The 24,417-nt window shown below is 65.3% G+C and carries 21 protein-coding genes; 17 read left to right on the top strand and 4 right to left on the bottom strand.

Going from position 1 to position 24,417, the window contains the following annotated elements:
• Position 1 precedes the first annotated feature (1 nt).
• Positions 2-922, bottom strand: coding sequence for a neutral zinc metallopeptidase (locus ACFWO3_RS09575; protein ID WP_378576525.1), 921 nt, complete (start codon positions 920-922; stop codon positions 2-4).
• A 169-nt stretch (positions 923-1,091) separates the two neighbouring features.
• Between ACFWO3_RS09575 and aspS the strand changes: the two genes are divergently transcribed.
• Both aspS and ACFWO3_RS09565 read left to right on the top strand, forming a co-directional pair.
• Positions 1,092-2,951: an aspartate--tRNA ligase gene (aspS, locus tag ACFWO3_RS09570; protein WP_378576523.1), complete on the top strand. Its 1,860-nt coding sequence runs from the start codon at positions 1,092-1,094 to the stop codon at positions 2,949-2,951.
• An 80-nt stretch (positions 2,952-3,031) separates the two neighbouring features.
• Positions 3,032-4,204 carry a phosphotransferase family protein gene (locus ACFWO3_RS09565; protein WP_378576521.1) on the top strand — a complete coding sequence of 391 codons (1,173 nt, stop codon included), beginning with the start codon at positions 3,032-3,034 and terminating at the stop codon, positions 4,202-4,204.
• On the opposite strand, the gene ACFWO3_RS09560 is transcribed toward ACFWO3_RS09565, so the two are convergent.
• The gene (locus ACFWO3_RS09560) at positions 4,191-5,465 is read right to left on the bottom strand and encodes an alkaline phosphatase family protein (RefSeq protein ID WP_378576519.1); all 1,275 of its coding nucleotides are present in this window, start codon (positions 5,463-5,465) and stop codon (positions 4,191-4,193) included. The two genes, ACFWO3_RS09565 and ACFWO3_RS09560, sit on opposite strands and share 14 nt — an antisense overlap.
• A gap of 53 nt (positions 5,466-5,518) precedes the next feature.
• Positions 5,519-7,210, bottom strand: coding sequence for an alkaline phosphatase D family protein (locus ACFWO3_RS09555; protein WP_378576517.1), 1,692 nt, complete (start codon positions 7,208-7,210; stop codon positions 5,519-5,521).
• A 146-nt stretch (positions 7,211-7,356) separates the two neighbouring features.
• Here ACFWO3_RS09555 and ACFWO3_RS09550 point away from each other — a divergent pair, with 146 nt between their 5' ends.
• The 9 genes from ACFWO3_RS09550 (at position 7,357) to aroB (ending at position 18,143) form a co-directional block, all read left to right on the top strand.
• Positions 7,357-8,733 carry a replication-associated recombination protein A gene (locus tag ACFWO3_RS09550; RefSeq protein ID WP_378576515.1) on the top strand — a complete coding sequence of 459 codons (1,377 nt, stop codon included), beginning with the start codon at positions 7,357-7,359 and terminating at the stop codon, positions 8,731-8,733.
• Positions 8,734-8,833: 100 nt separating this feature from the next.
• Entirely contained in the window at positions 8,834-11,506 is a 2,673-nt protein-coding gene (gene alaS, locus ACFWO3_RS09545) for an alanine--tRNA ligase (protein WP_378576513.1), read from the top strand.
• 2 nt (positions 11,507-11,508) lie between these two features.
• Positions 11,509-12,048, top strand: coding sequence for a Holliday junction resolvase RuvX (gene ruvX / locus ACFWO3_RS09540; protein ID WP_378576510.1), 540 nt, complete (start codon positions 11,509-11,511; stop codon positions 12,046-12,048).
• On the top strand, positions 12,045-13,670 hold the full coding sequence (mltG, locus tag ACFWO3_RS09535; protein WP_378576508.1) for an endolytic transglycosylase MltG: 1,626 nt from the start codon (positions 12,045-12,047) through the stop codon (positions 13,668-13,670). Before ruvX ends, mltG begins: the two co-directional genes overlap by 4 nt.
• Entirely contained in the window at positions 13,660-14,481 is an 822-nt protein-coding gene (locus tag ACFWO3_RS09530; RefSeq protein WP_378576506.1) for a shikimate dehydrogenase, read from the top strand. The genes mltG and ACFWO3_RS09530 overlap by 11 nt, the downstream gene beginning before the upstream one ends.
• A gap of 90 nt (positions 14,482-14,571) precedes the next feature.
• On the top strand, positions 14,572-15,207 hold the full coding sequence (locus tag ACFWO3_RS09525; protein ID WP_378576504.1) for a prepilin peptidase: 636 nt from the start codon (positions 14,572-14,574) through the stop codon (positions 15,205-15,207).
• A gap of 83 nt (positions 15,208-15,290) precedes the next feature.
• Positions 15,291-16,478: a chorismate synthase gene (aroC, locus tag ACFWO3_RS09520; protein ID WP_378576502.1), complete on the top strand. Its 1,188-nt coding sequence runs from the start codon at positions 15,291-15,293 to the stop codon at positions 16,476-16,478.
• Between the two features lie 2 nt (positions 16,479-16,480).
• A complete protein-coding gene (locus ACFWO3_RS09515; RefSeq protein ID WP_378576500.1) occupies positions 16,481-16,987 on the top strand; it encodes a shikimate kinase in 507 nt (168 codons plus the stop codon).
• A 46-nt stretch (positions 16,988-17,033) separates the two neighbouring features.
• Positions 17,034-18,143, top strand: a complete 1,110-nt coding sequence (gene aroB / locus ACFWO3_RS09510; RefSeq protein ID WP_378576497.1) for a 3-dehydroquinate synthase — start codon at positions 17,034-17,036, stop codon at positions 18,141-18,143.
• A gap of 83 nt (positions 18,144-18,226) precedes the next feature.
• Here the strand turns inward: aroB and ACFWO3_RS09505 are convergent, their stop codons facing one another.
• The gene (locus tag ACFWO3_RS09505; protein ID WP_378576495.1) at positions 18,227-18,967 is read right to left on the bottom strand and encodes a B-4DMT family transporter; all 741 of its coding nucleotides are present in this window, start codon (positions 18,965-18,967) and stop codon (positions 18,227-18,229) included.
• Between the two features lie 114 nt (positions 18,968-19,081).
• On the opposite strand from ACFWO3_RS09505, the gene ACFWO3_RS09500 reads away from it, so the two are divergent.
• From ACFWO3_RS09500 to ACFWO3_RS09475, 6 genes are all read left to right on the top strand, one after another.
• Positions 19,082-20,176, top strand: a complete 1,095-nt coding sequence (locus ACFWO3_RS09500) for a M24 family metallopeptidase (RefSeq protein ID WP_378576492.1) — start codon at positions 19,082-19,084, stop codon at positions 20,174-20,176.
• Between the two features lie 40 nt (positions 20,177-20,216).
• Positions 20,217-20,780 (top strand): elongation factor P, encoded by a 564-nt coding sequence (gene efp / locus ACFWO3_RS09495; RefSeq protein ID WP_378576490.1) that lies wholly within the window; start codon positions 20,217-20,219, stop codon positions 20,778-20,780.
• On the top strand, positions 20,781-21,302 hold the full coding sequence (gene nusB / locus ACFWO3_RS09490; RefSeq protein ID WP_378576487.1) for a transcription antitermination factor NusB: 522 nt from the start codon (positions 20,781-20,783) through the stop codon (positions 21,300-21,302).
• A 206-nt stretch (positions 21,303-21,508) separates the two neighbouring features.
• Positions 21,509-22,102: a bifunctional pyr operon transcriptional regulator/uracil phosphoribosyltransferase PyrR gene (gene pyrR / locus ACFWO3_RS09485; RefSeq protein WP_378576485.1), complete on the top strand. Its 594-nt coding sequence runs from the start codon at positions 21,509-21,511 to the stop codon at positions 22,100-22,102.
• Entirely contained in the window at positions 22,099-23,043 is a 945-nt protein-coding gene (locus tag ACFWO3_RS09480) for an aspartate carbamoyltransferase catalytic subunit (RefSeq protein WP_378576483.1), read from the top strand. The genes pyrR and ACFWO3_RS09480 overlap by 4 nt, the downstream gene beginning before the upstream one ends.
• Before the next feature lie 50 nt (positions 23,044-23,093).
• A complete protein-coding gene (locus ACFWO3_RS09475; protein ID WP_378576678.1) occupies positions 23,094-24,416 on the top strand; it encodes a dihydroorotase in 1,323 nt (440 codons plus the stop codon).
• The last annotated feature ends 1 nt before the right edge of the window (position 24,417 follow it).

The raw sequence follows: 24,417 nt of genomic DNA, 5'->3' as shown, positions 1-24,417 counted from the left end.
TTCAGCGCAGGGCAGGCGGGTTGTTCAGGTCGCGCGCCGAGTAGGTATTGCATGCGTCCACCTGACCGGTCCGATACCCGGTGAGAAACCACGCCTGACGTTGGTCCGAGGAACCGTGCGTCCAACCCTCTGGGTTGACCGAGCCACCCGCAGATGCCTGGATGCGGTCGTCTCCGACGGCAGACGCGGCCGAGAGTGCGTCGCGGATGTCCCCGTCGGTGAGGGGATTCAGTATTGGTTCCCCGCCTCCGGGTCCGGGCGTCCTGTCCGCGTAGTGCGCCCAGATTCCCGCGTAGCAGTCGGCCTGGAGTTCGGTACGCACCGCGCCGGACTCGGCCCCCTGTGGATCTGCCTGAGCCCGACCGATGTCGCCGAGCTGGTTCTGGATGTGGTGTCCCACCTCGTGTGCGACCACGTACTCCTGTGCCAGCGGGCCACCGCTCGATCCGAATCGGTCGACCAGAAGCTGGAAGAAGCTGGTGTCGAAGTACCCGTTCGAATCGGCAGGGCAGTAGAACGGGCCGACGTCGCTCGTCGCGTTTCCACACCCGGTACTGACCGACCCGGAGAACAGGACTATCCCGGGTTCCACGTACTCGGTTCCGGTCTGAGCTGCCAACTCCTGGCCCCACACGGCATCGAGGCTCTCGGCAGTGAACGCCACCCGGCAGTTGACGTCCCGGTTGGCGTCGGCGCCCGTCTCGCACCCTTCCAAACTTGTTCCGCCCTGTTGACCGGAGGACTCGGTGGTGCCGCTCAGGCCGCCCAGGAGGCTGCCCGGATCACCTCCGAGCAGCAGTGCGAGGACGAGCACTACCAGGCCGCCGGCACCGCCTCCCATGGCGAGTCGGCCGCCGCCTCCGCCTCCACCGCCGACAGAAACCCGGCCTGGATCCATTCGGGCGCCCTCGTTGAAGGTCATGGGAGTTCGCTATCCCTTCGGTGGAACCAACGCTGATCGAGCCGGAGAGACCCCACATGCTCTGCACGAGCTTTGCACACGAACAGGGTGCGCGTTTCCACTCTCACCATGTGTCTCCGTAGGATCGCAGCCAACGAAGTAGCTTGCTTTATGTTTCGAAAGGAATCTCGTGCTGCGCACACATCTCGCCGGTTCTCTGAGGCCCGAGCATGCCGAGCAATCCGTGACCCTGACGGGGTGGGTTGCCAGGCGCCGCGATCACGGCGGAGTGGTGTTCATCGACCTGCGTGACGCGTCCGGGGTCTCACAGGTCGTGTTCCGTGAGGGTGCTGCAGCAGAGCAGGCACACCGTCTGCGCGCCGAGTACTGCGTCAAGGTCACCGGGGTCGTCGAGGTACGCCCCGAGGGCAACCGCAACTTCGAGATTCCTACCGGCGCCATCGAGGTCAACGCAACCGAGCTCGAGGTTCTCAACGAGAGCGCGCCCCTTCCGTTCCAGCTCGACGATCAGGCGGGTGAGGAAGCGCGACTGAAGTACCGCTACCTCGACCTGCGCCGTGAAGGGCCGGGACAGGCGATCCGGCTGCGGTCCAAGGTGAACGCGGCTGCCCGGGGTGTGCTGGCTCACCACGAGTTCGTCGAGGTGGAGACACCTACCCTCACGCGATCCACGCCCGAGGGCGCCCGCGACTTCTTGGTTCCCGCACGCTTGCAGCCGGGCAGCTTCTACGCCCTTCCGCAGAGCCCGCAGTTGTTCAAGCAGCTGCTCATGGTCGGGGGCATCGAGCGGTACTACCAGATCGCGCGCTGCTACCGCGACGAAGATTTCCGTGCGGACCGACAGCCCGAATTCACCCAGCTCGACATCGAGATGAGTTTCGTCGGTCAAGACGACGTGATTCTCCTGGCCGAGGAGATCCTCGCCGCGTTGTGGCGTGTGGTGGGTCACGAGATCACCGAGCCGATTCCGCGGATGACCTACGAAGAAGCGATGCGGCGTTACGGTTCGGACAAGCCGGACCTGCGGTTCGACATCGAGCTCGTCGAGTGCACCGAGTACTTCGCCGAAACCCCGTTCCGTGTGTTTCGCGCACCGTACGTGGGCGCGGTCGTCATGCCGGGCGGCGCGAGCCAGCCTCGCCGCCAGCTCGACGCGTGGCAGGAATGGGCGAAGCAGCGTGGCGCGAAGGGACTCGCCTACGTTCTCGTCGGAGACGACGGCGAGTTGGCCGGCCCGGTCGCCAAGAACCTGTCGGACGAGGAGCGTGCGGGGCTTGCCGCTCATGTCGGTGCGAAGCCTGGCGACTGCATCTTCTTCGCCGCAGGTCCCACCAAGCAGATGCGCGCACTCCTCGGCGCAGCTCGTGGCGAGATCGCGCGCAAGCAGGGATTGATCGACGAGAACGCGTGGGCCTTCGTCTGGGTCGTGGACGCCCCGATGTTCGAGCCCACTGCGGACGCGACCGCCAGCGGTGACGTCGCGCTCGGCTACAGCGCTTGGACTGCGGTGCACCACGCGTTCACGTCACCGAAGCCCGAGTCGATGGACACGTTCGACACCGATCCCGGTTCGGCACTCGCCTATGCGTACGACATCGTCTGCAACGGCAACGAGATCGGCGGCGGAAGCATTCGTATTCACCGCAAGGACGTGCAGGAGCGAGTGTTCTCGGTGATGGGCATCTCGGAAGACGAGGCCCAGGAGAAGTTCGGGTTCCTGCTCGATGCGTTCGCCTTCGGAGCACCGCCGCACGGCGGAATCGCCTTCGGCTGGGACCGCATCACCGCGCTGCTCGCCGGCGTCGACTCGATTCGAGAGGTCATCGCCTTTCCGAAGTCCGGTGGCGGCGTGGACCCGTTGACCGATGCGCCTGCTCCGATCACGAAGCAGCAACGCAAGGAGTCCGGAATCGATGCCAAGCCGGTACGCAAGGACGACTCGACCGGCGCCCCTTCGGGGGATGCTGGAACGACCGAGGTCGGAGAGGCAACCGGGACCAAGGATGTGGGGGAAGCCGCAACCCGTTGATGCCACGGCACGACCAGGAGTCCGCTATGCGGTGAGGGAAGGTCGATGACGTGCGTCGCGAACGGGTAGGTTGGTAGCCGATGATCGCAATTCTGGCAGACCCCGTGTCCGAGGTCGTTGCCGCAGCCGAGAAGCTGCTCACTCGCCGTACCGGTGCACCGGTGACCTTGGTCGATCCCGTGGATCTCGGGGGGAGTGGGCGCACGATCGTGCTGCGTGTGCGGGTCGCGGAGAACCCGTTCTCGCTTCCGCGGACTCTTATCGTCAAGCAGGTTCGCGAGGACAGGGGTGATGCCGATTCACCCTTGTTCGACGTGGACTCGGACGGCGATGCGTCGAGCGGCGCGTTCCTTCGGGAAGCGGTGTCGTATCAGTTCGCGACCGCACTCCACACGGACGTGCGGCCGGGTGCAGAATTGATCGCCTCCGATCTGGATGCGCGTCTGCTGGTGTTGAGTGACCTGGGGGACTCCACGTCGATCAGTCACCTGTTGGAACGGTCGGATTCCGATACGGTCACCAACACGCTCATGGCGATGGCGCAGGCGCTGGGACGTATGCATGCGGCGACGGTGGGTCGCGAGGAAGATTTCACCGCTCTGCTCAGGCGAGCCGAGGTCGCGCAGTGCGACGATTACGTGTCGCAGCAGGTCGATCGTGCCGTTCCCGGGGTTCCCGTGTTGCTGGCCGAGCATCTCGGTATCGAGGTGTCGAAAGAGGTCGAGGAACAGGTCACGCAGGCTGCCCGGCTGTTCGAGAGCGGCCGGTTCCGTGCCTTCAGCCCCTCCGACCTCTGTCCGGACAACATCATCGTCAACGACGAGGGTGTGCGCTTTCTCGACTACGAGTGGGGCGGATTCCGGGACGCGATGCTCGACGTCGCCTACGCACTCGTCTCGTTCCCTGGCTGCCTGTGCAGTATCGACCTCTCCGAGGAACGCACCCAGGCGATGATCGAGGCGTGGCGTGCCGAGGTGGTGGGGATGTGGCCGACGCTGGCGGACGATTCCGTCCTGGCGGCACGAGTTGTGGAAGCCCAACTGATCTGGGTATGGATCAGCACCTACCTGTTCATGCCCGAGAACTACACCCGGATCGGGGCGGTGCGCGATCATGCACTGTCGGTGCCTCGGACCGTCGCGCTACACCGCCGGTGGGAACAGCTCGCGCGCTCGGCGGCGGGCGCCGGCAACGCGGTGATTGCCGATCACGCCCGCGCCGTGGCAGACGAACTGGCTGTCATTGCAGGCTGAAAGCCTGCAACCTGGCCTTGCCGTCCCAGCCTCCGGCGGGCGCTGGCAGACCGAACAGTGCCGCGACCGTGGGAGCGACGTCGATGGTGTGTACCTTCTCGGACACCGTCTTCCTCTTCTGCACCTGGGGGTGTCCGCCGGTGACGAAGAACGGAATCGGTTGCGTCGATCGGTGACCGTGATTTCCGGGGATGGGGTTGGACAACGGGGTCGGGTCGCTGAATCGCCAACCCGGGAGGCAGAACGCGATGACGTCGCCGGCGCGGGAACCCAGGTCGAGCTCGGCGGGGAGTGCCGTCGACTCCACTCCCTCGACACCTGCCACGATCTGGCGGATCCGGTCAACGGCCGTATCGCGTGCGGCGGGTCCGCCGGTCCAATAGATCAGGTCGGCGCCGCCGTTCTGGCAGATCTCGACCTTTCCCTCCAACAGCGGATCGGCGTTCAGTGGACGGGTCAGCCCGATCAGCTTCGAAGGCTCCGACCAATCCATCGAGTGGTCTGCCAGCACGATCAGCACCGACCGCGACCAGGCCCCGGTACCTCGAAGGTGTTCGACCAATTTCTCGACCTGCCGGTCGGTGTTGCGCAGGGCCTCGGTTCGGGCGATACGCAAGGACACCCCGGACAGATCGAGATGGCCGACACGGTCGACGTCACCGAGGTTGGTGAACGTCAGACGAGGAGACTGTCCGTCGAGCGTGTCGATGAGAGCGCGCATCGTGTAGATGTCGGGCGCGTGCTCGGTGCCGGGCATCAGCGGAGCCGGATCCCACACGACCGAGGCCCGGTCGCCGAAGAGACCGTGCAGGTACCTCTTGGACAGGACGCTCGCGGTCACGAGGCCGAGTTCGTCGCGCACTCGATCGAGAACGGTGGATGCCTTCAGGTCGGTGGGGCGATCGAGGTCGCGGGTGCCACCCGCTTCAGGATCGAAGATCGCATTGGACGGCACCCCGCTGCGCGACGGCAGCACGCCGGTCATCATCGCCGCGTGGTTCGGGAGAGTCTCCGCAACCATGATTGCCGAGGCGTCCGAATAGGCGGTGCCTTCCGCGGCGAGCCGGTCGAGAGTCGGTGTGAGGTCCGCCGTCAGTTCATCCGGGCGCATCCCGTCGATCACGAGAACGTGAACGTCCACATCGGGAATTGCGGGGGCAGCGAAGGCGCGCGGCGGACCGGCAAGCACGCCCGCTGTCAGCGCGACACCGCTTCCGATGAGGACTTGGCGGCGGTTCGGCTGGCGTGAGGTCATGGGCATCCGATCGGTGAGGGTTGGCGAACTGGCAGGAGTGAAGAACTGGCAGGAGTGAATCAGGGGAGCGGTGGCGCGATTTCGACCCGTCCGCCGTCGGCGACGACACGGTAACCGACGGCCCGGCGCACACCGGTCGCTGGATTGGTGCGGTCGTCGAGGTAGAACCAGTCCATCTGCGCCGCTTGTCTGTTTACTTCGAGCACGGCATAGCCGTGCGAATCGAGCTCCACGTACTTGATGTGATGATTCGCTGCTCGAAATGCTTCCTCGGCGGCAACGGCAATCGTGCGCGGCGGAGCCCCGACGATGTCGTCGACGTTGTCCGAGGTCACCGAAGGGACGACCAACTCGGTCCCGACCGTTGGAGAAGCCGGGTAGTTGGCTGGGTCGACGGGAAGATCGGCTGCCCACGAAGAGTGAATGTCGCCGGTGATGAACACCGCATTGCGCACGTCGCTACCGTGCAGCGCGTCGAAGAGCGTCCGTCGGTCCGCTGTGTAGCCGTCCCATTGATCGGCGTTGTAAGGGAGGCCACCGGCAGGGACGCCCAGCATCTCGGTGACCGCCGCAGTGGTCTGCGGCTCGAGCGGCGGGAACAGGCACGGAGTGATCATCACCGGGTTGCCGACCACTTTCCACGTGGCGTCGGCAGACACCAGTCCCTTTCGAAGCCAGTCCATCTGTTGGGGTCCGGTGATGGAGCGCTCGAACGCATCGGCCTCTCGAGATGCGGGAGACACCTGCCGGCTGCGATACGAGCGGAGATCGAGCATCGACAGTTCCATGAGATTGCCGAACTGCAGACGTCGGTAGAGGCGTGGCTCCGACATGGTGCCGCCCGCCCGCACCGGCATCCACTCCAGGTACGCCTGCATCCCGGCCGCGCGCCGTTCCTGCCACGCACCCTGCGTTGCCGGGTCGTGATTCTCTGCGCCGCCGTCGTACGCGTCGTTGGCGGTCTCGTGGTCGTCCCAGGTGACGATCCACGGGAGCTTCGCGTGCAGTGCAGCCAGGTCGGGATCCGTCTTGTACTGCGCATGCCGCTGCCGATAATCGGAAAGGGTGACGATGTCGTGTGTCGGCTCGTGCGCGCGGATCACCTTCGATCCGGCCGCGAACTCGCCGGTTCCGTATTCGTAGATGTAGTCGCCCAGATGAATGACCGCGTCGAGATCCCCGCGTGCCGCCAGATGGCGATAGGCACCGAAATAGCCTGCTTCCCAGTTCGAGCACGAGACGACACCGAATCGAAGTCGATCGAGGTCTGCGTCCGCTGCGGGTGCCGTGTGGGTGATTCCGGTCGGTGACGTCTGAGTCTCCGATACGAATCGGTAGTGGTAACGAGTGCTGGGCGACAGACCTGTCGCGTCGATCTTCACTGTGTGGTCGGACGCCGCGGACGCTTCGACGGAACCCGAGCGGACGACGTTCGCAAAGCTCGCATCGGTCGCAACTTCCCAGGCGACGGTGACCGTCGGGCCGACACCGGAGCCCGGGGTCGCATCGAGGGTGGGGGAAACGCGAGTCCACAGGATCACTGCGTCCGGCAACGGATCTCCGGAGGCGACGCCGTGCACGAATCGCGGAGTACGACCGGCTGGTTGTGCGCCTGCCGTGGCCGCAGCGAAGGTTCCAGCCCCGGCTGTAATGCCAACACCGGCGACGGTCGCGCTCGCCCGAAGCACAGTCCGCCGAGGCACTGTGAATTCTTCCGAAGTCCGGGTGATGCGCTGTCGCTCTGTGGTCATTCGTAGATCAGAACTCGAGTCGGTCAACCGTTCAACTCCGACTCGCTTCATCGAGGCAAGTTCACCGAATGTTCAATTGTCGGCCTCCGAGTCAGGAGAATCTCCTGTGGGCGCTACCTGGGACGCGACACGGTAGCGTCGAACGGGTGAGCGATCTCTTCGGTTCGGAACTGAGCGACGATGCGGACGCCGCCGAGGCGGTGCCGCTCCACGAGGCTGCCGCGGCGCGAACTCGCACACACGATGCCCCGCTCGCTGTGCGAATGCGGCCTCGCACGCTCGGCGAGGTCGTCGGTCAGCAGCACCTGCTCGGTCAGGGCGCTCCGCTACGTCGACTAGTCGAGGGATCGGGCGCAGCATCGGTACTTCTCTACGGTCCGCCCGGGACGGGCAAGACGACGCTCGCTTCGCTGATCTCGGGAGCCACGGGCCGTAAGTTCGAGGCCCTGTCGGCGCTGTCCGCAGGTGTGAAGGAAGTACGCGGAGTCATCGAACTCGCGAGACGTCGACTGCTCGCGGGGGAGCAGACCGTCCTGTTCATCGACGAGGTGCATCGGTTCTCCAAGACCCAGCAGGATGCGCTTCTCGCCGCCGTCGAGAACCGGGTGGTCCTGCTGGTTGCGGCGACCACCGAGAACCCGTCCTTCTCTGTCGTCTCGCCGCTGCTTTCGCGTTCGCTCGTCCTGCAGCTGAAATCGTTGACCTCGGAAGACATCGAGGCAGTGATCGAACGTGCCCGCACCGAGGAACGCGGATTGAACGGCGCGATCACGATCACCGACGACGCGCTCGAACATCTGGTGCGCCTGGCGGCGGGAGACGCACGGCGCGGGTTGACCGCTCTCGAGGCGGCGGCAGGAAGTGCTCTCGCCCGGGGTGGTGAACAACCTGCCGTGGTCGACCTCGAAACCGTGGAGGAGAGCGTCGACAAGGCTGCAGTTCGCTACGACCGGGACGGCGATCAGCACTACGACGTGATCAGTGCCTTCATCAAGTCGATCCGCGGGTCGGACGTGGATGCGGCGCTGCACTACCTCGCACGGATGATCACAGCGGGTGAGGACCCGCGCTTCATCGCACGGCGACTCGTCGTGCACGCGAGCGAAGACATCGGGATGGCCGACCCCACGGCGCTGCAGACTGCGACGGCCGCCGCGCAGGCCGTGCAGCTCATCGGAATGCCCGAAGCCCGGCTCGCCCTTGCTCAGGCGACGATTCACCTGGCCACCGCGCCCAAGTCGGGGGCGGTCGTCGCTGCCCTCGGCGCTGCCATGGCGGACGTAGCGGCTGGAAAGTCGGGTCTGGTCCCGCCGCATCTGCGTGACGGACACTACAAGGGAGCGGAGGCTCTCGGCAACGCGGTCGGATATCGCTATCCGCACGACCACAAGGACGGCGTGCTCACCCAGCAGTACCCGCCCGACGAACTCGTGGGCGTCGACTACTACGAGCCGACCGCACACGGCGGCGAGAGGGAGCTCTCCCAGCGCGTCCCGAAGCTGCGCCGGATCGTCCGGGGCTGAGTAATCGAATTGTGACGGGCCTATAAGCTGGAAGGCGGTCGGCGCACCGAGCACCAGGTGTCGCCGATTGCCCAATTCGTCCATATGTGAAGGACCAGACGTGCAGACTCACGAGATTCGTCGGCGATTTCTCGACCATTTCGTCAAGGCCGGCCACACCGAGGTGCCCAGTGCCTCGCTGCTTCTCGACGACCCGAATCTGCTCTTCGTGAATGCCGGAATGGTGCAGTTCGTTCCGTTCTTCCTCGGGCAGCAGACACCGCCGTACCCGACGGCGACGAGCGTGCAGAAGTGTGTGCGCACCCTCGATATCGAGAACGTCGGCATCACCACGCGGCACAACACGTTCTTCCAGATGGCCGGAAACTTCTCGTTCGGCGATTACTTCAAACGTGACGCCATCAAGCACGCGTGGACGCTTCTGACCGGCTCCGTCGAGGACGGTGGGTACGGGTTCGATCCGGAGCGAATCTGGGTCACCGTCTACCTCGACGACGACGAGGCGCGCGACATCTGGCGTGACGAGGTCGGCGTACCCGAGACCCGCATCCAACGTCGGGGTATGGCCGACAACTACTGGTCGATGGGCGTTCCCGGCCCGTGTGGTCCGTGTTCCGAGATCTATTACGACCGTGGCCCCGAGTACGGCATCGAGGGTGGACCGGAGGCCGACGAGGATCGATACATCGAGATCTGGAACCTCGTGTTCATGCAGAACGAGCGTGGTCTCGGGACGAGCAAGGACGACTACGAGATTTTGGGCCCGCTGCCGAGAAAGAACATCGACACGGGTATGGGCGTCGAACGTGTCGCGTTTCTGCTGCAGGGTGTCGACAACGTCTACGAAACGGATCTGGTTCGCCCGGTCATCCAGAAGGCGGAAGAGCTCTCCGGCCGCAAGTACGGCGAGGACCACGAGCCCGACGTTCGATTCCGCGTGATCGCAGACCATGCCCGTACCGCTGCGATGCTGATCTCGGACGGGGTGAACCCGGGCAACGACGGGCGTGGATACGTCTTGCGGCGATTGCTGCGGCGCATCGTGCGGTCGGCGAAACTCCTCGGTGCCGACAAGCCGACGATGCGGGAGTTCATGGTCGTCGTCCGGGACACCATGGCCGAGTCCTACCCGGTACTCGCTACCGACTTCGACCGCATCGAGAACGTGGCGGTGGGCGAGGAGTCGGCGTTCCTCAAGACCCTGAGTTCCGGTTCGAAGCTGTTCGAGGGTGCAGCCGAATCGGTGAAGGCTTCCGGTAAGAGCGTGATCGGCGGCGATCAGGCCTTCGCACTCCACGACACCTACGGGTTCCCGATCGATCTCACCCTCGAGATGGCGTCCGAAGCCGGTCTCACCGTCGACGAGGACGGATTCCGGAATCTGATGGCGGAGCAGCGCAAACGCGCGAAGGACGACGCGCAGGCCCGCAAGCACGCGCACGCAGACCTCAGTGTCTACAAGGAACTGATCGACCGAGGGCCGACGGAGTTCACCGGGTTCCACGAGTTGGTCTCCGAAGCACACGTGATCGCGGTGCTGGCAGACGGACAGCGGGTCCCGGTTGGGTCAGCGGGCCAGAACGTCGAAATCGTTCTCGACCGCACGCCGCTGTACGCGGAGGCAGGCGGACAGATCGCCGACCTCGGTTCGCTGTCGGCCGCCGGTATGCGGGCGAAGGTCAACGACGTCCAGAAGATCGCGAAGCAGCTGTGGGTCCACAAGGTAACGGTGGACGAGGGGCAGATCGCCGAGGGAGACGTCGTCCTCGCCCAGGTCGACCCGGAATGGCGCAAGGGCGCCACCCAGGGGCATTCGGGAACACACATGGTCCACGCAGCGCTGCGTCAGGTGCTCGGATCGAATGCCGTCCAGGCCGGATCGTTGAACAAGCCGGGCTACCTCCGCTTCGACTTCTCGTGGCAGGGAGCCCTGACCGATACCCAGAAGCAGGACATCGAAGCCGTCGCGAACGAAGCAGTCGCGGAAAACTTCGCGGTGAACACCTTCGTCACGGACCTCGAGAAGGCCAAGTCGATGGGTGCGATGGCGCTCTTCGGTGAGAACTACGGCGACGAGGTGCGGGTCGTCGAGATCGGCGGGCCCTTCTCGATGGAGCTCTGTGGCGGCACCCACGTGGCCAGCTCGGCGCAGATCGGGAACATCACTTTGCTCGGCGAGCAGTCGGTGGGCTCCGGAGTACGCCGCGTCGAGGCGTACGTCGGACTCGATTCCTACCGTTACCTGGCGAAGGAACGTGCACTGCTGGCCGGGCTCTCGTCGAGCCTGAAGGTTCCCTCCGAGGAAGTGCCTGCTCGTGTCGAGGCGCTCGTGGAACGACTGAAGGCCGCGGAGAAAGAACTCGAGCAGACCAACGCGCAGGCAGTTCTGGCATCGGCCGGGACGCTCGTCGACAAGGCCCATCGCATCGGTGCGGTGCGGCTGGTCGCCGAACCTGCACCCGCGGGCGTCGGTGGAAACGACCTGCGTTCACTCGTTCAGGACGTGCGCGGCCGGCTGGGTAGCGATCCTGCCGTCGTCGTGCTGTTCGGTGACGTGGACGGCAAGGTTCCCTTCGTGGTCGCAGCCAACAAGGGTGCGCAGGAGGCCGGTATCCGCGCCGGAGAACTCGTGGCGAGCTTCGGGCCGGCGATCGGCGGCCGAGGCGGCGGCAAGGCGGACATGGCTCAGGGCTCCGGTTCGGACCCGAGTGGCATCGCTGCCGCTCTCACCGCGGTGCGTGATCGGGTCGCGGAACTTGTGGGGACCAAGTAGCGGTGCCGGGGACAGAAAGCGGCCCCGACCGCCCCGGCGAGGGCGATCCGGGCCGCGGTCGGCGCATCGGTGTGGACGTGGGAAGTGTGCGGATCGGAGTCGCCTCCTGCGATCCGGACGGCATTTTGGCAACGCCGGTCGAAACGGTCCCACGGTCCAAGGAGCGGGGTCCCGACGCGCCCGACATCAGGCGGATTGCCGCCATTGTCGCGGAGTACGAGGCTGTTGAGGTTATCGTCGGTCTGCCGCAAACGCTCCGAGGTGAACGTGGAAAGGCAGCCTCGATCGCTGCGGCGTTCGCGAAACGGTTGGGTCGACAGGTGGATCCGATACCGGTACGGCTGGCGGACGAACGTCTGACGACCGTGACCGCGGCACGAGCGCTTCGTGAGAGTGGTGTCAGCGCGAGAGGGCAACGCCCGGTCATCGACCAGGCCGCGGCGGTGGCGATCTTGCAGGGTTGGTTGGACGAGCGGAGCAGATCGGGGATGGCTACGGATGCAAGCGGGGATGCAGAGCAGCAGCCGGAGGTCGGCCAGTGAGTGACGACAGACGCCCGTTCGGTGACGGCGGATTCGTGGAGAGCAGGTTCGCCGAATCCCGATTCACCCAACGCGGCAACCCGGACCACGACGATCACGATGGATATCGTCACGATCCTTACGGTGAGGATTCCTATGCGCCTGACGGATACGGGGACCGGTATCAGGAGCCCGCGTACCAGGATCCGCACTACGGCGACGAAGCCCATTACAGCGGTGAATCGGACTACCCGGAACCCCAGTACGCCGACCACGGGTACGCGGCGCCCGACTACCACGATGCGGAGTTCTACGAGCGCCCCCGCTACGAGGATTCGCAGTATGGCGATCCGCATTACGGGGACTCCCGCTACGGGGACTCCCGATACGAAGAAGAGCCGATCGACAACAGGTTCGATCGCGCGGAGCCCGAGGTCGTGCCGGCCGCAGGCACCAGGCTGCAATCACGGCGCCGCAGTGCCGGGGGCCGACGCGCACGACGGGGGAAGTGGTTCGGTCTTGCCGCCGCCGCAGTGGTTCTCGTCGTGCTTGCAGGCCTCGTCGTGGTCGGCGGCAAGGCGTTCTTCGGTGGACCGAGTCTGCCCGACGACTACGAGGCGGGACCCGGCGGTCCAGACGTGGTCGTCGAGGTCAAGTCCGGTGACACCGCCGAAGAGATCGCCGAGACCATGGTCGACAAGGGCGTCGTTGCCAGTTCGGCCGCGTTCTACAACGCCGCGGTGCAGAACACCGGAATGAACTCGATGCAGCCGGGCTTCTACAGCATCTCCACCGAGATTCCCGGGGTCGATGCGGTGTCGCAACTGGTCGATCCGACCTCGCGCGTCGGTCAGATGGTGATCTCCGAGGGCCGCCAACTGCACGACAACAGCGACGTCCAGACGAGTGCGGTGAAGAAGGGCATCTATTCGCTGATCTCGGAAGCGAGTTGCACCGGTGCCGGCGCGACGAAATCCTGCATTTCGTACGAAGATCTGGACAAAGCAGGAGCGAGTACGGATCTGGACTCGCTCGGCGTGCCCGACTGGGCCAAGAGCGAGGTCGCCAGCGTGCCCGACCGCGATCGTCAGCTCGAGGGCCTCATCGCTGCCGGTAGCTGGAATTTCGACCCGAGTGCCGGTCCCACGGAGATCTTGAAGCACCTGGTCACGCAGAGCGCCTCGAGTTACGAGGACACCGGTATCCGAACCGCCGGTGATTCGGTCGGCTTGTCGCCGTACGAAATGCTGATCGCGGCGTCGTTGATCGAGCGCGAGGCGATGCCCGACGATTTCGCGAAGGTTGCGCGTGTCATCGTGAACCGACTGGAGGTGGACCAGCCGCTGCAGTTCGACTCGACGGTGAATTATGCGCTCGACACGACCGAGTTGGCGACGACCGATGCGGATCGCGCACAGGTGACGCCGTGGAATACATATGCGAGCCCCGGCCTGCCGGCAACTCCGATCTCGTCTCCGAGTATCGGTGCGCTCGAGGCGATCGAAGCTCCGGAACCCGGCGACTGGATCTACTTCGTGACGGTCGATGCGCAGGGTACGACCCTGTTCACGAAGAGTTACGAAGAGCATCTGTCGAACATCGACCAGGCTCTCAGCAGCGGGATTCTGACAAGTGGTCGTTGATCGTGGGCGCAGGGCTGCCGTTCTCGGGAGTCCCGTCGAGCACTCTCGATCACCGCAGCTCCACCTGGCCGCGTATCGGACGTTGGGCCTGACGGACTGGACGTACGAGCGAGTCGACTGCACCGCGGAGCAGTTGCCCGGATACGTATCGGGCCTCGGACCCGAGTGGGTGGGTCTCTCGGTGACGATGCCTGGCAAACTGGCTGCTCTGGCGTTCGCGGACGAGCGAACCGACCGTGCAGTAGCGGTCGGGTCGGCGAACACTCTGGTGAGGACGGATCGCGGGTGGCGGGCCGACTGCACCGACGTCGACGGGGTCCAGGGGGCGCTGACGGACGGTGGCGTGGGCGACCTGACGAACACGTCGGCAGTGGTGGTGGGAGCGGGCGGCACGGCTCGACCCGCCCTCGTGGCGCTGGCGGGCATGGATGTTCGCGAGGTCACGCTCGTTGCGCGGAGTCGCGATCGGGCGGTGGGCGCGGTGCAATGTGGCATCGACGCCGGTCTGGAGATGAGGTTCGTCGAGATCGACGACCCACGTCTCGGTGCGGTCGTGAAGGATTGCGCCGCGCTGGTGAGCACGGTGCCCGCCGTGGGCGCCGAGCCTTACGCGGACGTGCTCGGCTCGGCCCCGTTCGTGCTGGACGCGATCTACGATCCGTGGCCGACGCCGCTGGCAGAAGCCGTGCGGCGTAAGGGCGGCATCGTCGTCGGCGGACTCGAGATGTTGCTCAACCAGGCCTACGACCAAGTTGCCCAGTTCACAGGGATGGCCGCGCCGCGCGAGGTGATGAGGGCCGCGCTCGACTGACTTGTCCACAGACAGGACCGGTATCGACAGGCCGACTGTGCGCCAGCCTTTTCGGGCAATGGAGCGGGTTCGGCCGTGCATGCTCGCCTCATGGGGTGGATTCAGTTGTGCGGGGTCGCGTGGGGTGTCGGCGTCGGAATCGGAATCGGTGGAATCGCGCGGGGGATTGCGGACAGATTTGCGATGGCGCATCCGATTTCTTTCGGATGGTGCGAGGCGGCCGGTGCAGCATCGTGTGCCGGGATCGGTTGGTGGGGCGCCACCAACCAGGTGACGGCCGAGGTGCTCGTCTCGATGATTGCCGTGACGGCTCTTGTCGGGTGGTCGATCGCGGCAAGTGCTGTGGACATCGCGGTTCGACGTCTGCCGAACGTTCTGACTTGCGCAGGGTTCGCGGCTGCGGTCGGGTATGGGGTCGTCACCGGGGCAGCCGCGACCCCGGTGATGGGGTCGGCTCTGCTGTCGGCTTCGTATCTTGCTGCGTATCTGTGTGCGCCGGGTTCGGTCGGCGCGGGGGATGTGAAACTGGCGCTCGGTACCGGCGGCGCCGCGTCTTTCGGGGGCGCCGACTGTTGGCTTGCGGCAGGCGCAGGCGCGCCACTGATCACGGCTCTCGTCGGAGCGGGTTTCGCGCTATTGCGGTCGCGATCGATGTCCACGTCGCTTCCGCACGGTGCCTCGATGTGCCTGGCAACAGTGTGCTCGGTGCTTGTGGTTGCCGTGTGAACGGGACGAGCCGGAACGGTGACGGAGCACGGCGACACCTACCACTGTCCGACCACCGACGCTCGGCATGGAAGGATATTGGTGTGCTGCGCTGGATTACTGCCGGAGAATCTCATGGTCCCGCCCTCGTTGCGATGCTCGAGGGGATGGTCGCGGGCGTCGAAATCACGTCCGAGGACATTTCGACCCAACTTGCGCGTCGTCGTCTCGGATACGGGCGCGGCGCGCGGATGAAGTTCGAAGCGGACAAGGTGACCATCGTCGGCGGAGTCCGTCACGGACACACGCTCGGCGGTCCGGTCGCGATCGAGGTGGGCAACACCGAGTGGCCCAAGTGGGAAACGATCATGTCCGCGGACCCGGTCGATCCTGCCGAGCTCGCAGACCAGGCCCGCAACGCACCACTCACGCGCCCCCGCCCGGGTCATGCGGACTACTCGGGAATGCTGAAGTACGGCTTCGACGACGCGCGGCCCGTGCTCGAACGTGCGAGTGCGCGAGAGACGGCGGCCAGGGTGGCCGCAGCCACGATTGCTCGCGGCTTCCTCCGCCAGGTGTTCGGCGTCGAGGTGTTGTCGCACGTGATCTCCATCGGTGCATCCGACCCGTACGTCGGCCCGGAGCCTGTTGCCGGCGATCTGGATGCGATCGATGCCAGCCCGGTACGCGCGTTCGACAAGGCAGCCGAGGAGTCGATGATCGCCGAGATCGAGTCGGCGAAGAAGGACGGCGACACTCTCGGTGGCGTGGTCGAGGTAGTGGTGCACGGGCTTCCCGTGGGGATCGGTTCGTTCGTGTCGGGTGCGGACCGGCTCGATTCACGACTCGCCGCTGCGCTGATGGGGATTCAGGCGATCAAGGGCGTCGAGGTAGGGGACGGGTTCGAGACCGCCAGGCGTCGCGGCAGTCGCGCGCACGACGAAATTCTGCCGGGACCGGACGGAATCGAACGTTCGACCAACCGTGCCGGTGGCATCGAAGGCGGCATGACCAATGGTGAAGCACTGCGTGTTCGTGCAGCGATGAAACCGATCTCGACCGTTCCGAGGGCACTGTCGACCGTGGACATGTCGACGGGCGAAGAAGCGGTCGCGATCCACCAGCGGTCCGACGTGTGCGCGGTTCCGGCTGCCGGTGTCGTCGCCGAGGCGATGGTCGCGCTGGTCGTCGCTCAGGCGGCTCTGGAGAAGTTCGGTGGCGACTCCATCGCCGAGACCGCCGACAACTACCGGCGCTACCGTGACGGCATCGCCGTCCGTCCGCCGCGCTGACGGTGGCGCCAGTCGCCGTGCTCGTCGGTCCGCCGGGCGCAGGTAAGTCGACCATAGGTCGGCGGCTCGCACAGACTCTCGACGTCGCACTGTTCGATACGGATGCGGCGATCGAGCAGGAGTCCCAGCGCGCAATCAAGGACATTTTCGCGCAGGACGGCGAACCGACCTTCCGTGCGATGGAAGAAGATGTGGTTGCCAGGGCCCTGGAGAACGAGACGGGAATCGTCTCGCTCGGTGGCGGCGCGATCCTCTCCGAGCGGACCCGTGCGTTGCTTCGGGGGCATACGGTGATCTATCTGGAGATCAGTGTCGCGGAAGGGTTGAAACGCACGGGCAACAACACCTCGAGGCCATTGTTGGCCGGTGGTGATGCGAAGGCGAAGTACGAAGAACTGATGCGGCGGCGGCGGCCGCTGTATCGCAAGGTTGCGACCATTCGCATGAGAACGGACGGGCGGAGTCCCGCACGTGTGGTGCAACAGCTGGTGGCGAAACTCGGCAAATGAGTGCCGAGTTCGATGAGTCGGGTGACGACGGAGCGGAGCAAACGAAGTGACCGAACCGGTGCGCGTGGATGTACGTACGGCCGATCGCTACCCGGTCGTGATCGGCCGAGGACTGCTGGGCGACCTCGTGGAGGAGCTCGCCGGAACGCGGACCGTGGCGATCTTCCATCAACCACCTCTGGCGGTCACCGCAGAGGCCGTGCGGGAGGCGTTGGCGGAGAAGGGTATCGACGCTCACCGGATCGAGATTCCCGACGCGGAGGACGGTAAGGACCTTGCGGTGGCCGGGTTCTGCTGGGAGGTTCTCGGACGGATCGGTCTCACGAGAAGCGACACCGTCGTCAGTCTCGGGGGTGGCGCGGCGACCGACCTCGCAGGGTTCGTGGCGGCGACCTGGATGCGTGGTGTGCGAGTGGTTCACGTCCCCACGACGCTGTTGGCGATGGTGGACGCAGCGGTCGGTGGAAAGACGGGTATCAACACCGAGGCGGGTAAGAACCTGGTGGGTTCGTTCCACGAGCCTTCCGCAGTGTTCGTGGACCTGGCGACGTTGGAAACGGTGCCGCGCAACGAAATTGTCGCGGGAATGGCGGAGGTCATCAAAACGGGCTTCATCGCGGACCCGGTCATTCTCGATCTGATCGAGCAGGATCCGGAAGCGGCGCTCGATCCCGCCGGCACCGTGCTCCCCGAGCTGATCGAACGGTCGGTGCGGGTCAAGGCGAAGGTGGTGGCGGCGGACCTGCGTGAGTCCGATCTGCGGGAGATCCTGAACTACGGGCACACCTTGGGGCACGCGATCGAACGGCGTGAGCGGTACCGCTGGCGCCACGGCGCCGCGGTGTCCGTCGGACTGGTGTTCGCTGCCGAACTCGGCCGGGTCGCCGGCCGCTTGGACGACGAGACTGCCGCCCGTCACAGAACCATCCTCGAGGCTGTCGGGCTACCGACGACCTACGACGGCGACGCGTTCTCGCAACTGCTCGAAGGTATGCAGACGGACAAGAAGAACCGAGCGGGGCTGCTGCGCTTCGTGGTGCTCGACGGCATCGCGAAGCCGGGACGACTGGAAGGGCCCGATCCGTCGCTGTTGGCAGCGGCGTATTCGGCGATCGCACGAGACGAGCCGACCCCGAGCAGCGGCGTGCTGCTCTGACGACGTCACCCTCGCACGAAGTGCGAGCAAGAAAATGCGGGGCGTGGTTTCGAACGAAAACCACGCCCCGCATTTGTCTGTGATCAGTCCCGACCGCGAACGTCCTCGGGGTCGGTGAACTGCGATGTCTCCGACTCCGGTTCGAGGTCGGAGGTGTCTTCGCGGTAGGTGCCCGGAACCGCATCGAACACTGTCGTGTCTGCATCGGCATCGCCGGAGGAGTAGTCGGGACCGGTGTAGTCGGAACCGGTGTACTCCTGGGCCGATCCGGCGTTCGGGTGTTGCTGGTCGAGGCTGAGAACTTCGCTTCCGAGGCCGGAGTCTCCGACCGGTCGACTCGCCACGGCGGCGGGTGCGGCCGCAGCGGTTCGTTGTTCACTGCCCCCGCCGTTCTGATCGGAGTCCGTGCGGCGGCGGAGCAGTTTGTCGACGCCGACTGCCAGCATCGTGGGCACGAAGATCAGGAGAACGGTGAACGCGGCGCCGGACGTGAGCTCGAAGAAGAGTGAGTTCTGAGTGACGTTGAAGTCGGGGACGAAGTTGACGATCCAGCTACCGAGTCCGGCAACGAGGCCACCGAGAATCGAAGCCTTCAACCAGAGCATCGTGAGATCGGCACCGGTGTCCGGATCGGGGTTCTTCTTACGGTCTCGCGCCGCGTCCAGCCAACCCCACACCAGTGCTGCGATCACGACGAGCACAAGGGCAACCATTCGCAGGGAACTGCCGTGCAGCGGCCACTGTGTGATCGCGATCCCGAGAATCGCACGAAGAACAATATGTATGAGGGCCATCCCGAGGCCGCGCACCACCCACGCATTCATGGGCACAGCGTAGCCAGACCGCTCCGGCTCCGTGTGGCCTACCCCACAGACCGGCGTGTGGCGAGGTGTGTGTACGTGCTCGGGCCGGCGAAGGCGAGCGGTAGGTTGGACGTCATGTCTGCCGACCACGCACCTCGCCGCGCGGCGCTTCGTGCATCGCTCGCTTCGGAGGGGATTTCCGCCCTTCTGGTCACCGATCTGCTGAACATTCGGTACCTGACCGGATTCACAGGTTCGAATGCGGCGCTCCTGGTGGATGCGCGCGACAGCGTGGATGCCGAGAACGGGACCGTCATCTGTACGGACGGCCGATACCTCACCCAGGTGGCGGAACAGGTCCCGGACCTGAAAGCCGTGATCGATCGTGCGAGCGCACGTCACCTCGTCGAATCGGCCGAGGTGCCGGACCTCGGTTTCGAGAGTCACGTCGTGACGGTCGCGCAGCACACTGTGTGGTCCGAGGTGGCGCCACAGCGTCCGCTGGTCGCGACCTCGGGTCTGGTCGAACAGTTGCGGATGGTGAAGGACGAGCACGAAATCGGTCTGCTTCGGTCGGCGTGTGCCGCCGCGGACGCAGCTCTGGCCGCGCTCGTGGAGGAAGGCGGCCTGCGTCCCGGCCTCACGGAGCGCCGAGTGGGCCGACGTCTCGAGTCGCTCATGTTCGATCACGGGGCGGACGGGATAGCCTTCGAGACGATCGTGGCGTGCGGGGCGAACTCCGCGGTTCCGCACCATCGGCCGACGGATGCGGTGCTCGCCTCGGGCGATTTCGTCAAGCTGGATTTCGGTGCACAGGTGGCCGGATACCACTCGGACATGACACGCACGTTCGTTCTGGACCGGGTTTCGGACTGGCAGCGCGACGTGTACGACCTGGTAGCGCGATCGCAGGCGGCTGGTCGAGCAGCGCTGGAACCCGGCGCCGAGGTTGCGTCGGTCGATGCCGCGGCCCGCCGAGTTATCGAGGATGCAGGGTACGGCGAGTTGTTTCTGCACGGCCTCGGACACGGCGTCGGACTGGAAATCCACGAAGCACCGGGAATCGGCAAGCTGGGCACCGGTACACTTCTGTGCGGTGCGGCGGTGACCGTCGAGCCGGGCGTGTATTTCTCCGGACGCGGTGGCGTGCGGATCGAGGACACGCTCGTGGTTCGTGAGCAGGGGCCGGAGCTGCTCACTCTCACCACCAAAGACCTGACTGTCGTCTAGACGGTTTCGAACCGAACGTATCTGAGGAGACGCGAAGCAAGTGGCTTCCACCAGCGATTTCAAGAACGGACTTGTCCTGAAGATCGAAGGACAGCTCTGGGCGATCATCGAGTTCCAGCACGTGAAGCCGGGCAAGGGGCCCGCATTCGTGCGCACGAAGCTCAAGAACGTCGTTTCGGGCAAGACCGTGGACAAGACCTTCAACGCCGGAGTGAAGGTGGAAACCGCCACTGTCGACCGACGCGACATGACCTACCTCTACCACGACGGTTCCGATTTCGTGTTCATGGACGGCGAGACGTTCGACCAGATCCCGATCTCGGCTGCGGTCGTCGGCGACGGCGCGAAGTTCATGCTCGAGAACATGGCTGTCCAGGTCGCGGTTCACGACGATATTCCGCTGTTCGTGGAACTGCCCGTGACCGTCGAACTGGTCGTCAAGCAGACCGATCCGGGACTGCAGGGTGACCGCTCGACCGGTGGTACCAAGCCCGCGATCCTCGAGACGGATGCGGAGATCCAGGTTCCGCTGTTCATCAACACCGGTGACAAGTTGAAGGTCGATTCGCGTGACGGCAACTACCTCGGGCGTGTGAATTCCTGAGTGTCCGGTACGCAGAAGAAGCTCGGTGCGCGCCACAAGGCGCGCAAGCGGGCGGTCGACTTTCTCTTCGAAGCCGAGGCTCGTGATCTCGACCCGGTGAATCTCACCTCGGAGCGGGCCGAGCTGGCCGGCAAGGACGACACCGTCGCACCGGTGCCGTCGTACACGATCACCGTTGTGACGGGTGTGGCCGAGAATCTCGACCGGCTGGATCAGGTGATCGCCTCGCACCTTCAGGACTGGACCCTCGAACGTCTCCCCGCGGTGGATCGCGCGATTCTGCGCATCGCGGTGTGGGAGTTGTTCCATGCGGTGGCCGTGCCGCCCGTGGTTGCCGTGGACGAGGCCGTCGAGTTGGCGAAGCAGCTGTCTACCGACGATTCGCCGGGATTCGTGAACGGCGTGCTCGGTCAGGTCGTGCTGGTGGCGCCCCAGGTTCGGTCCGCCGCGGCTGCCACCTCCTCACGCAGTTCCGAGGCGGCGCCGGATGTTTCCAGCGAGGATTCCGAGTCCGCCGAATAGCTCGTTCGTCCGTACATCGCACCGATCACCGTCACGGTGGTCGGTGCGATGTCCTTCTCCGAGGTGGGCCTGCCGGGTGGGCTCGGGCTCCGTGTGTGCACGGTCACGGAGAAACGTGTTCGGGTCGTGTCCGCACCGCTGTTAAAGTGTGGTGGTCAGACATCCTTTAACGATCCGTCCCGTGAGGCGGAGAAGGAGGTCGTTGAATGAGCGAACCCGAAGGGTCTCGCCCCGTCGACGAATCGGCCCGTGAGCTGCTTTCCGCAGCGGACGTAGGCCGCACGATCGCCCGCATCGCACATCAGATCATCGAGAAGACTGCACTCGACTCGGTCGACGGCGACAACGCGCGCGTCGTTCTCATCGGCATTCCCACTCGTGGCACCACGCTTGCGTATCGCTTGCGCGACCGGATCGAGGAGTTCTCCGGTGTGCGACCGTCCACGGGATCACTCGACATCACCCTGTACCGCGACGATCTGCGGAACAAACCTCACCGCCCGCTCGAACGCACCTCGGTGCCCGAGGGTGGAGTGGACAATTCCTTGGTCGTGCTGGTCGACGATGTGTTGTTCTCCGGGCGCACCGTCCGGTCCGCACTGGACGCCCTGCGGGACCTCGGTCGGCCGAAGGCCGTGCAGCTCGCAGTGCTCGTGGACCGCGGCCACCGCGAGCTTCCGTTGCGCGCCGATTACGTCGGTAAGAACGTGCCCACTGCCCGCAGCGAGGACGTGAATGTGTTGCTCGACGAACACGACGGCCGCGACGCGGTCATGATCTCCGGGGGAAAGCACCTGTGAAGCACCTGCTGTCGATTGCAGACCTCGACCGAGAGGATGCGATCGCCCTTCTCGACGAGGCGGAACGATTCGAGCAGGCGCTTCTCGGACGCGAGGTACGGAAGCTGCCCACCTTGCGGGGACGCACCGTGATGACGGTGTTCTTCGAGAACTCGACACGGACGAGAGTCTCGTTCGAGGTTGCCGGCAAATGGATGAGTGCGGACGTCATCAATGTCAGTGCGTCGAGTTCGTCGGTCTCGAAGGGTGAATCCCTGCGCGACACCGCGATGACGTTGCGCGCGGCAGGTGCGGACGCACTGATCGTTCGCCATCCGGCCTCGGGTGCTGCACATCAGATCGCCGCGTGGACGGGAGCGCACGAAGACGGCGGCCCCGCCGTGATCAATGCGGGCGACGGAACGCACGAGCACCCGACCCAGGCCCTTCTCGATGCGCTCACGCTGCGCCAGCGACTCGGCACCATCGAGGGTCAGCGGGTCGCGATCGTGGGGGACATCCTGCACAGCCGCGTTGCCCGTTCCAACGCTCTGCTGTTGTCGATGCTGGGCGCGGAAGTCGTACTCGTGGCGCCGCCCACTCTTCTGCCGGTGGGCGTGTCGACGTGGCCGGTGACGGTGGCGCACTCGTTCGACGCGGAACTTCCCGGGCTGGACGCGGTTCTCATGCTGCGAGTACAGGCCGAACGTATGAACGGCGGTTTCTTTCCGTCCCAACGCGAGTACTCGATCAACTACGGCCTGTCCGAGCGCCGCATGGCGCTGCTTCCCGAGCACGCCGTCGTGCTGCACCCGGGACCGATGCTGCGCGGGATGGAGATCGCGTCCGCGGTCGCCGATTCGTCGCGCACGGCGGTCCTGCAGCAGGTGACCAACGGTGTGCACATGCGCATGGCCGTGTTGTTCGGACTACTCGTGGGCTCGGAGGATGCAGACGGATGAGCACCGGAAGTCTCGACGCGAATCCCAACGAGAACACTGAAACAGGAGATATGCGGGTGGCTGACCGAAGCGGCACGGTATTGATCCGGAACGTCCTGCTCTACGGCGAGGGCAACGCCACCGACGTGTTGGTGCGCGACGGCGTGATCACCGAGATCGGCGCGGGACTCGCCGCGTCGGATGTTCGGGTCGTCGAAGGTGGCGGACAGATTCTCCTGCCCGGTTTCGTCGATCTGCACACCCACCTGCGCGAGCCCGGACGCGAGGACACCGAGACGGTGGATTCGGGTTCGGCCGCAGCCGCGATCGGTGGCTACACGGCAGTCTTCGCCATGGCGAACACGAGCCCTGTCGCCGATTCCGTCGTGGTGACCGATCATGTGTGGCGCCGCGGCCAGGAGATCGGACTCGTCGACGTCCACCCTGTCGGCGCGGTTACGGTCGGCCTCGAAGGCAAGCAGCTCGCGGAGATGGCGACAATGGCAGGGGGAGTCGGTCGAGTCCGCATGTTCTCGGACGACGGACACTGTGTCCACGACCCACTGATCATGCGCCGCGCTCTCGAGTACTCGAGCTCGCTGGGTGTGCTCATCGCCCAGCATGCCGAGGAGCCGCGGCTCACGGTTGGTGCCGTCGCACACGAGGGCCCTACCGCAGCCAGATTGGGGCTTGCCGGATGGCCGCGGGCGGCCGAGGAATCGATCGTCGCGCGGGATGCGCTGCTGGCCCGAGACGCAGGTGCGCAGGTTCACATTTGTCACGCCTCCACCGCCGGCACCGTAGAACTGGTGAAATGGGCCAGGGAGCAAGGTATTTCGATCAGTGCAGAGGTGACACCCCATCATTTGCTGCTCGACGATTCACGCCTGGAAACCTACGACGCGATCAACAAGGTCAATCCGCCTCTCCGTGAGAAGAGTGACGTCGAAGCGCTGCGGCGCGGTCTTGCCGACGGGATCATCGATTGCGTTGCCACCGACCACGCGCCGCACGCCGAGCAGGACAAGTGCTGCGAATTCGCGGTGGCGCGCCCCGGAATGTTGGGACTCGAGACCGCGCTGTCGATCATCGCCTCGACGATGGTCCGCCCCGGCCTCCTGGATTGGCGCGGGGTTGCGCGAGTGATGAGTGAACGCCCGGCCGAGATCGTCGGACTCGCGGACCAGGGACGGCCGTTGGCCGTGGGCGAACCGGCCAACCTGGCGCTGGTCGATCCCGATGTGGAGTGGACGGTGCACGGCCCCGACCTGGCCAGTATCGCTTCGAACACGCCTTTCGAATCGATGACTCTGCCCGGCAAGGTCACCACCACGTTCCTTCGGGGCCGAATCACTGCTCGCGACGGTGTGGCGCAGCAACGCGAAGGAGCGTGAT

The sequence above is a fragment of the Rhodococcus sp. NPDC058521 genome (assembly GCF_042719695.1).
GTDB lineage: Bacteria > Actinomycetota > Actinomycetes > Mycobacteriales > Mycobacteriaceae > Rhodococcus_F.
This window is presented reverse-complemented; position numbering and strand designations above follow the sequence as displayed.

Excerpts from the sequence above, each read along its gene's own strand:
- ACFWO3_RS09560 (WP_378576519.1), bottom strand. The coding sequence starts at position 5,465 with ATGCCCATGACCTCACGCCAGCCGAACCGCCGCCAAGTCCTCATCGGA.
- ACFWO3_RS09575 (WP_378576525.1), bottom strand. The coding sequence starts at position 922 with ATGACCTTCAACGAGGGCGCCCGAATGGATCCAGGCCGGGTTTCTGTC.
- ACFWO3_RS09500 (WP_378576492.1), top strand. The coding sequence starts at position 19,082 with ATGTCTGCCGACCACGCACCTCGCCGCGCGGCGCTTCGTGCATCGCTC.
- ACFWO3_RS09565 (WP_378576521.1), top strand. The coding sequence starts at position 3,032 with ATGATCGCAATTCTGGCAGACCCCGTGTCCGAGGTCGTTGCCGCAGCC.
- ACFWO3_RS09475 (WP_378576678.1), top strand. The coding sequence starts at position 23,094 with ATGCGGGTGGCTGACCGAAGCGGCACGGTATTGATCCGGAACGTCCTG.
- ACFWO3_RS09555 (WP_378576517.1), bottom strand. The coding sequence starts at position 7,210 with ATGACCACAGAGCGACAGCGCATCACCCGGACTTCGGAAGAATTCACA.
- pyrR (WP_378576485.1), top strand. The coding sequence starts at position 21,509 with ATGAGCGAACCCGAAGGGTCTCGCCCCGTCGACGAATCGGCCCGTGAG.
- ACFWO3_RS09525 (WP_378576504.1), top strand. The coding sequence starts at position 14,572 with ATGGGGTGGATTCAGTTGTGCGGGGTCGCGTGGGGTGTCGGCGTCGGA.
- ACFWO3_RS09505 (WP_378576495.1), bottom strand. The coding sequence starts at position 18,967 with ATGAATGCGTGGGTGGTGCGCGGCCTCGGGATGGCCCTCATACATATT.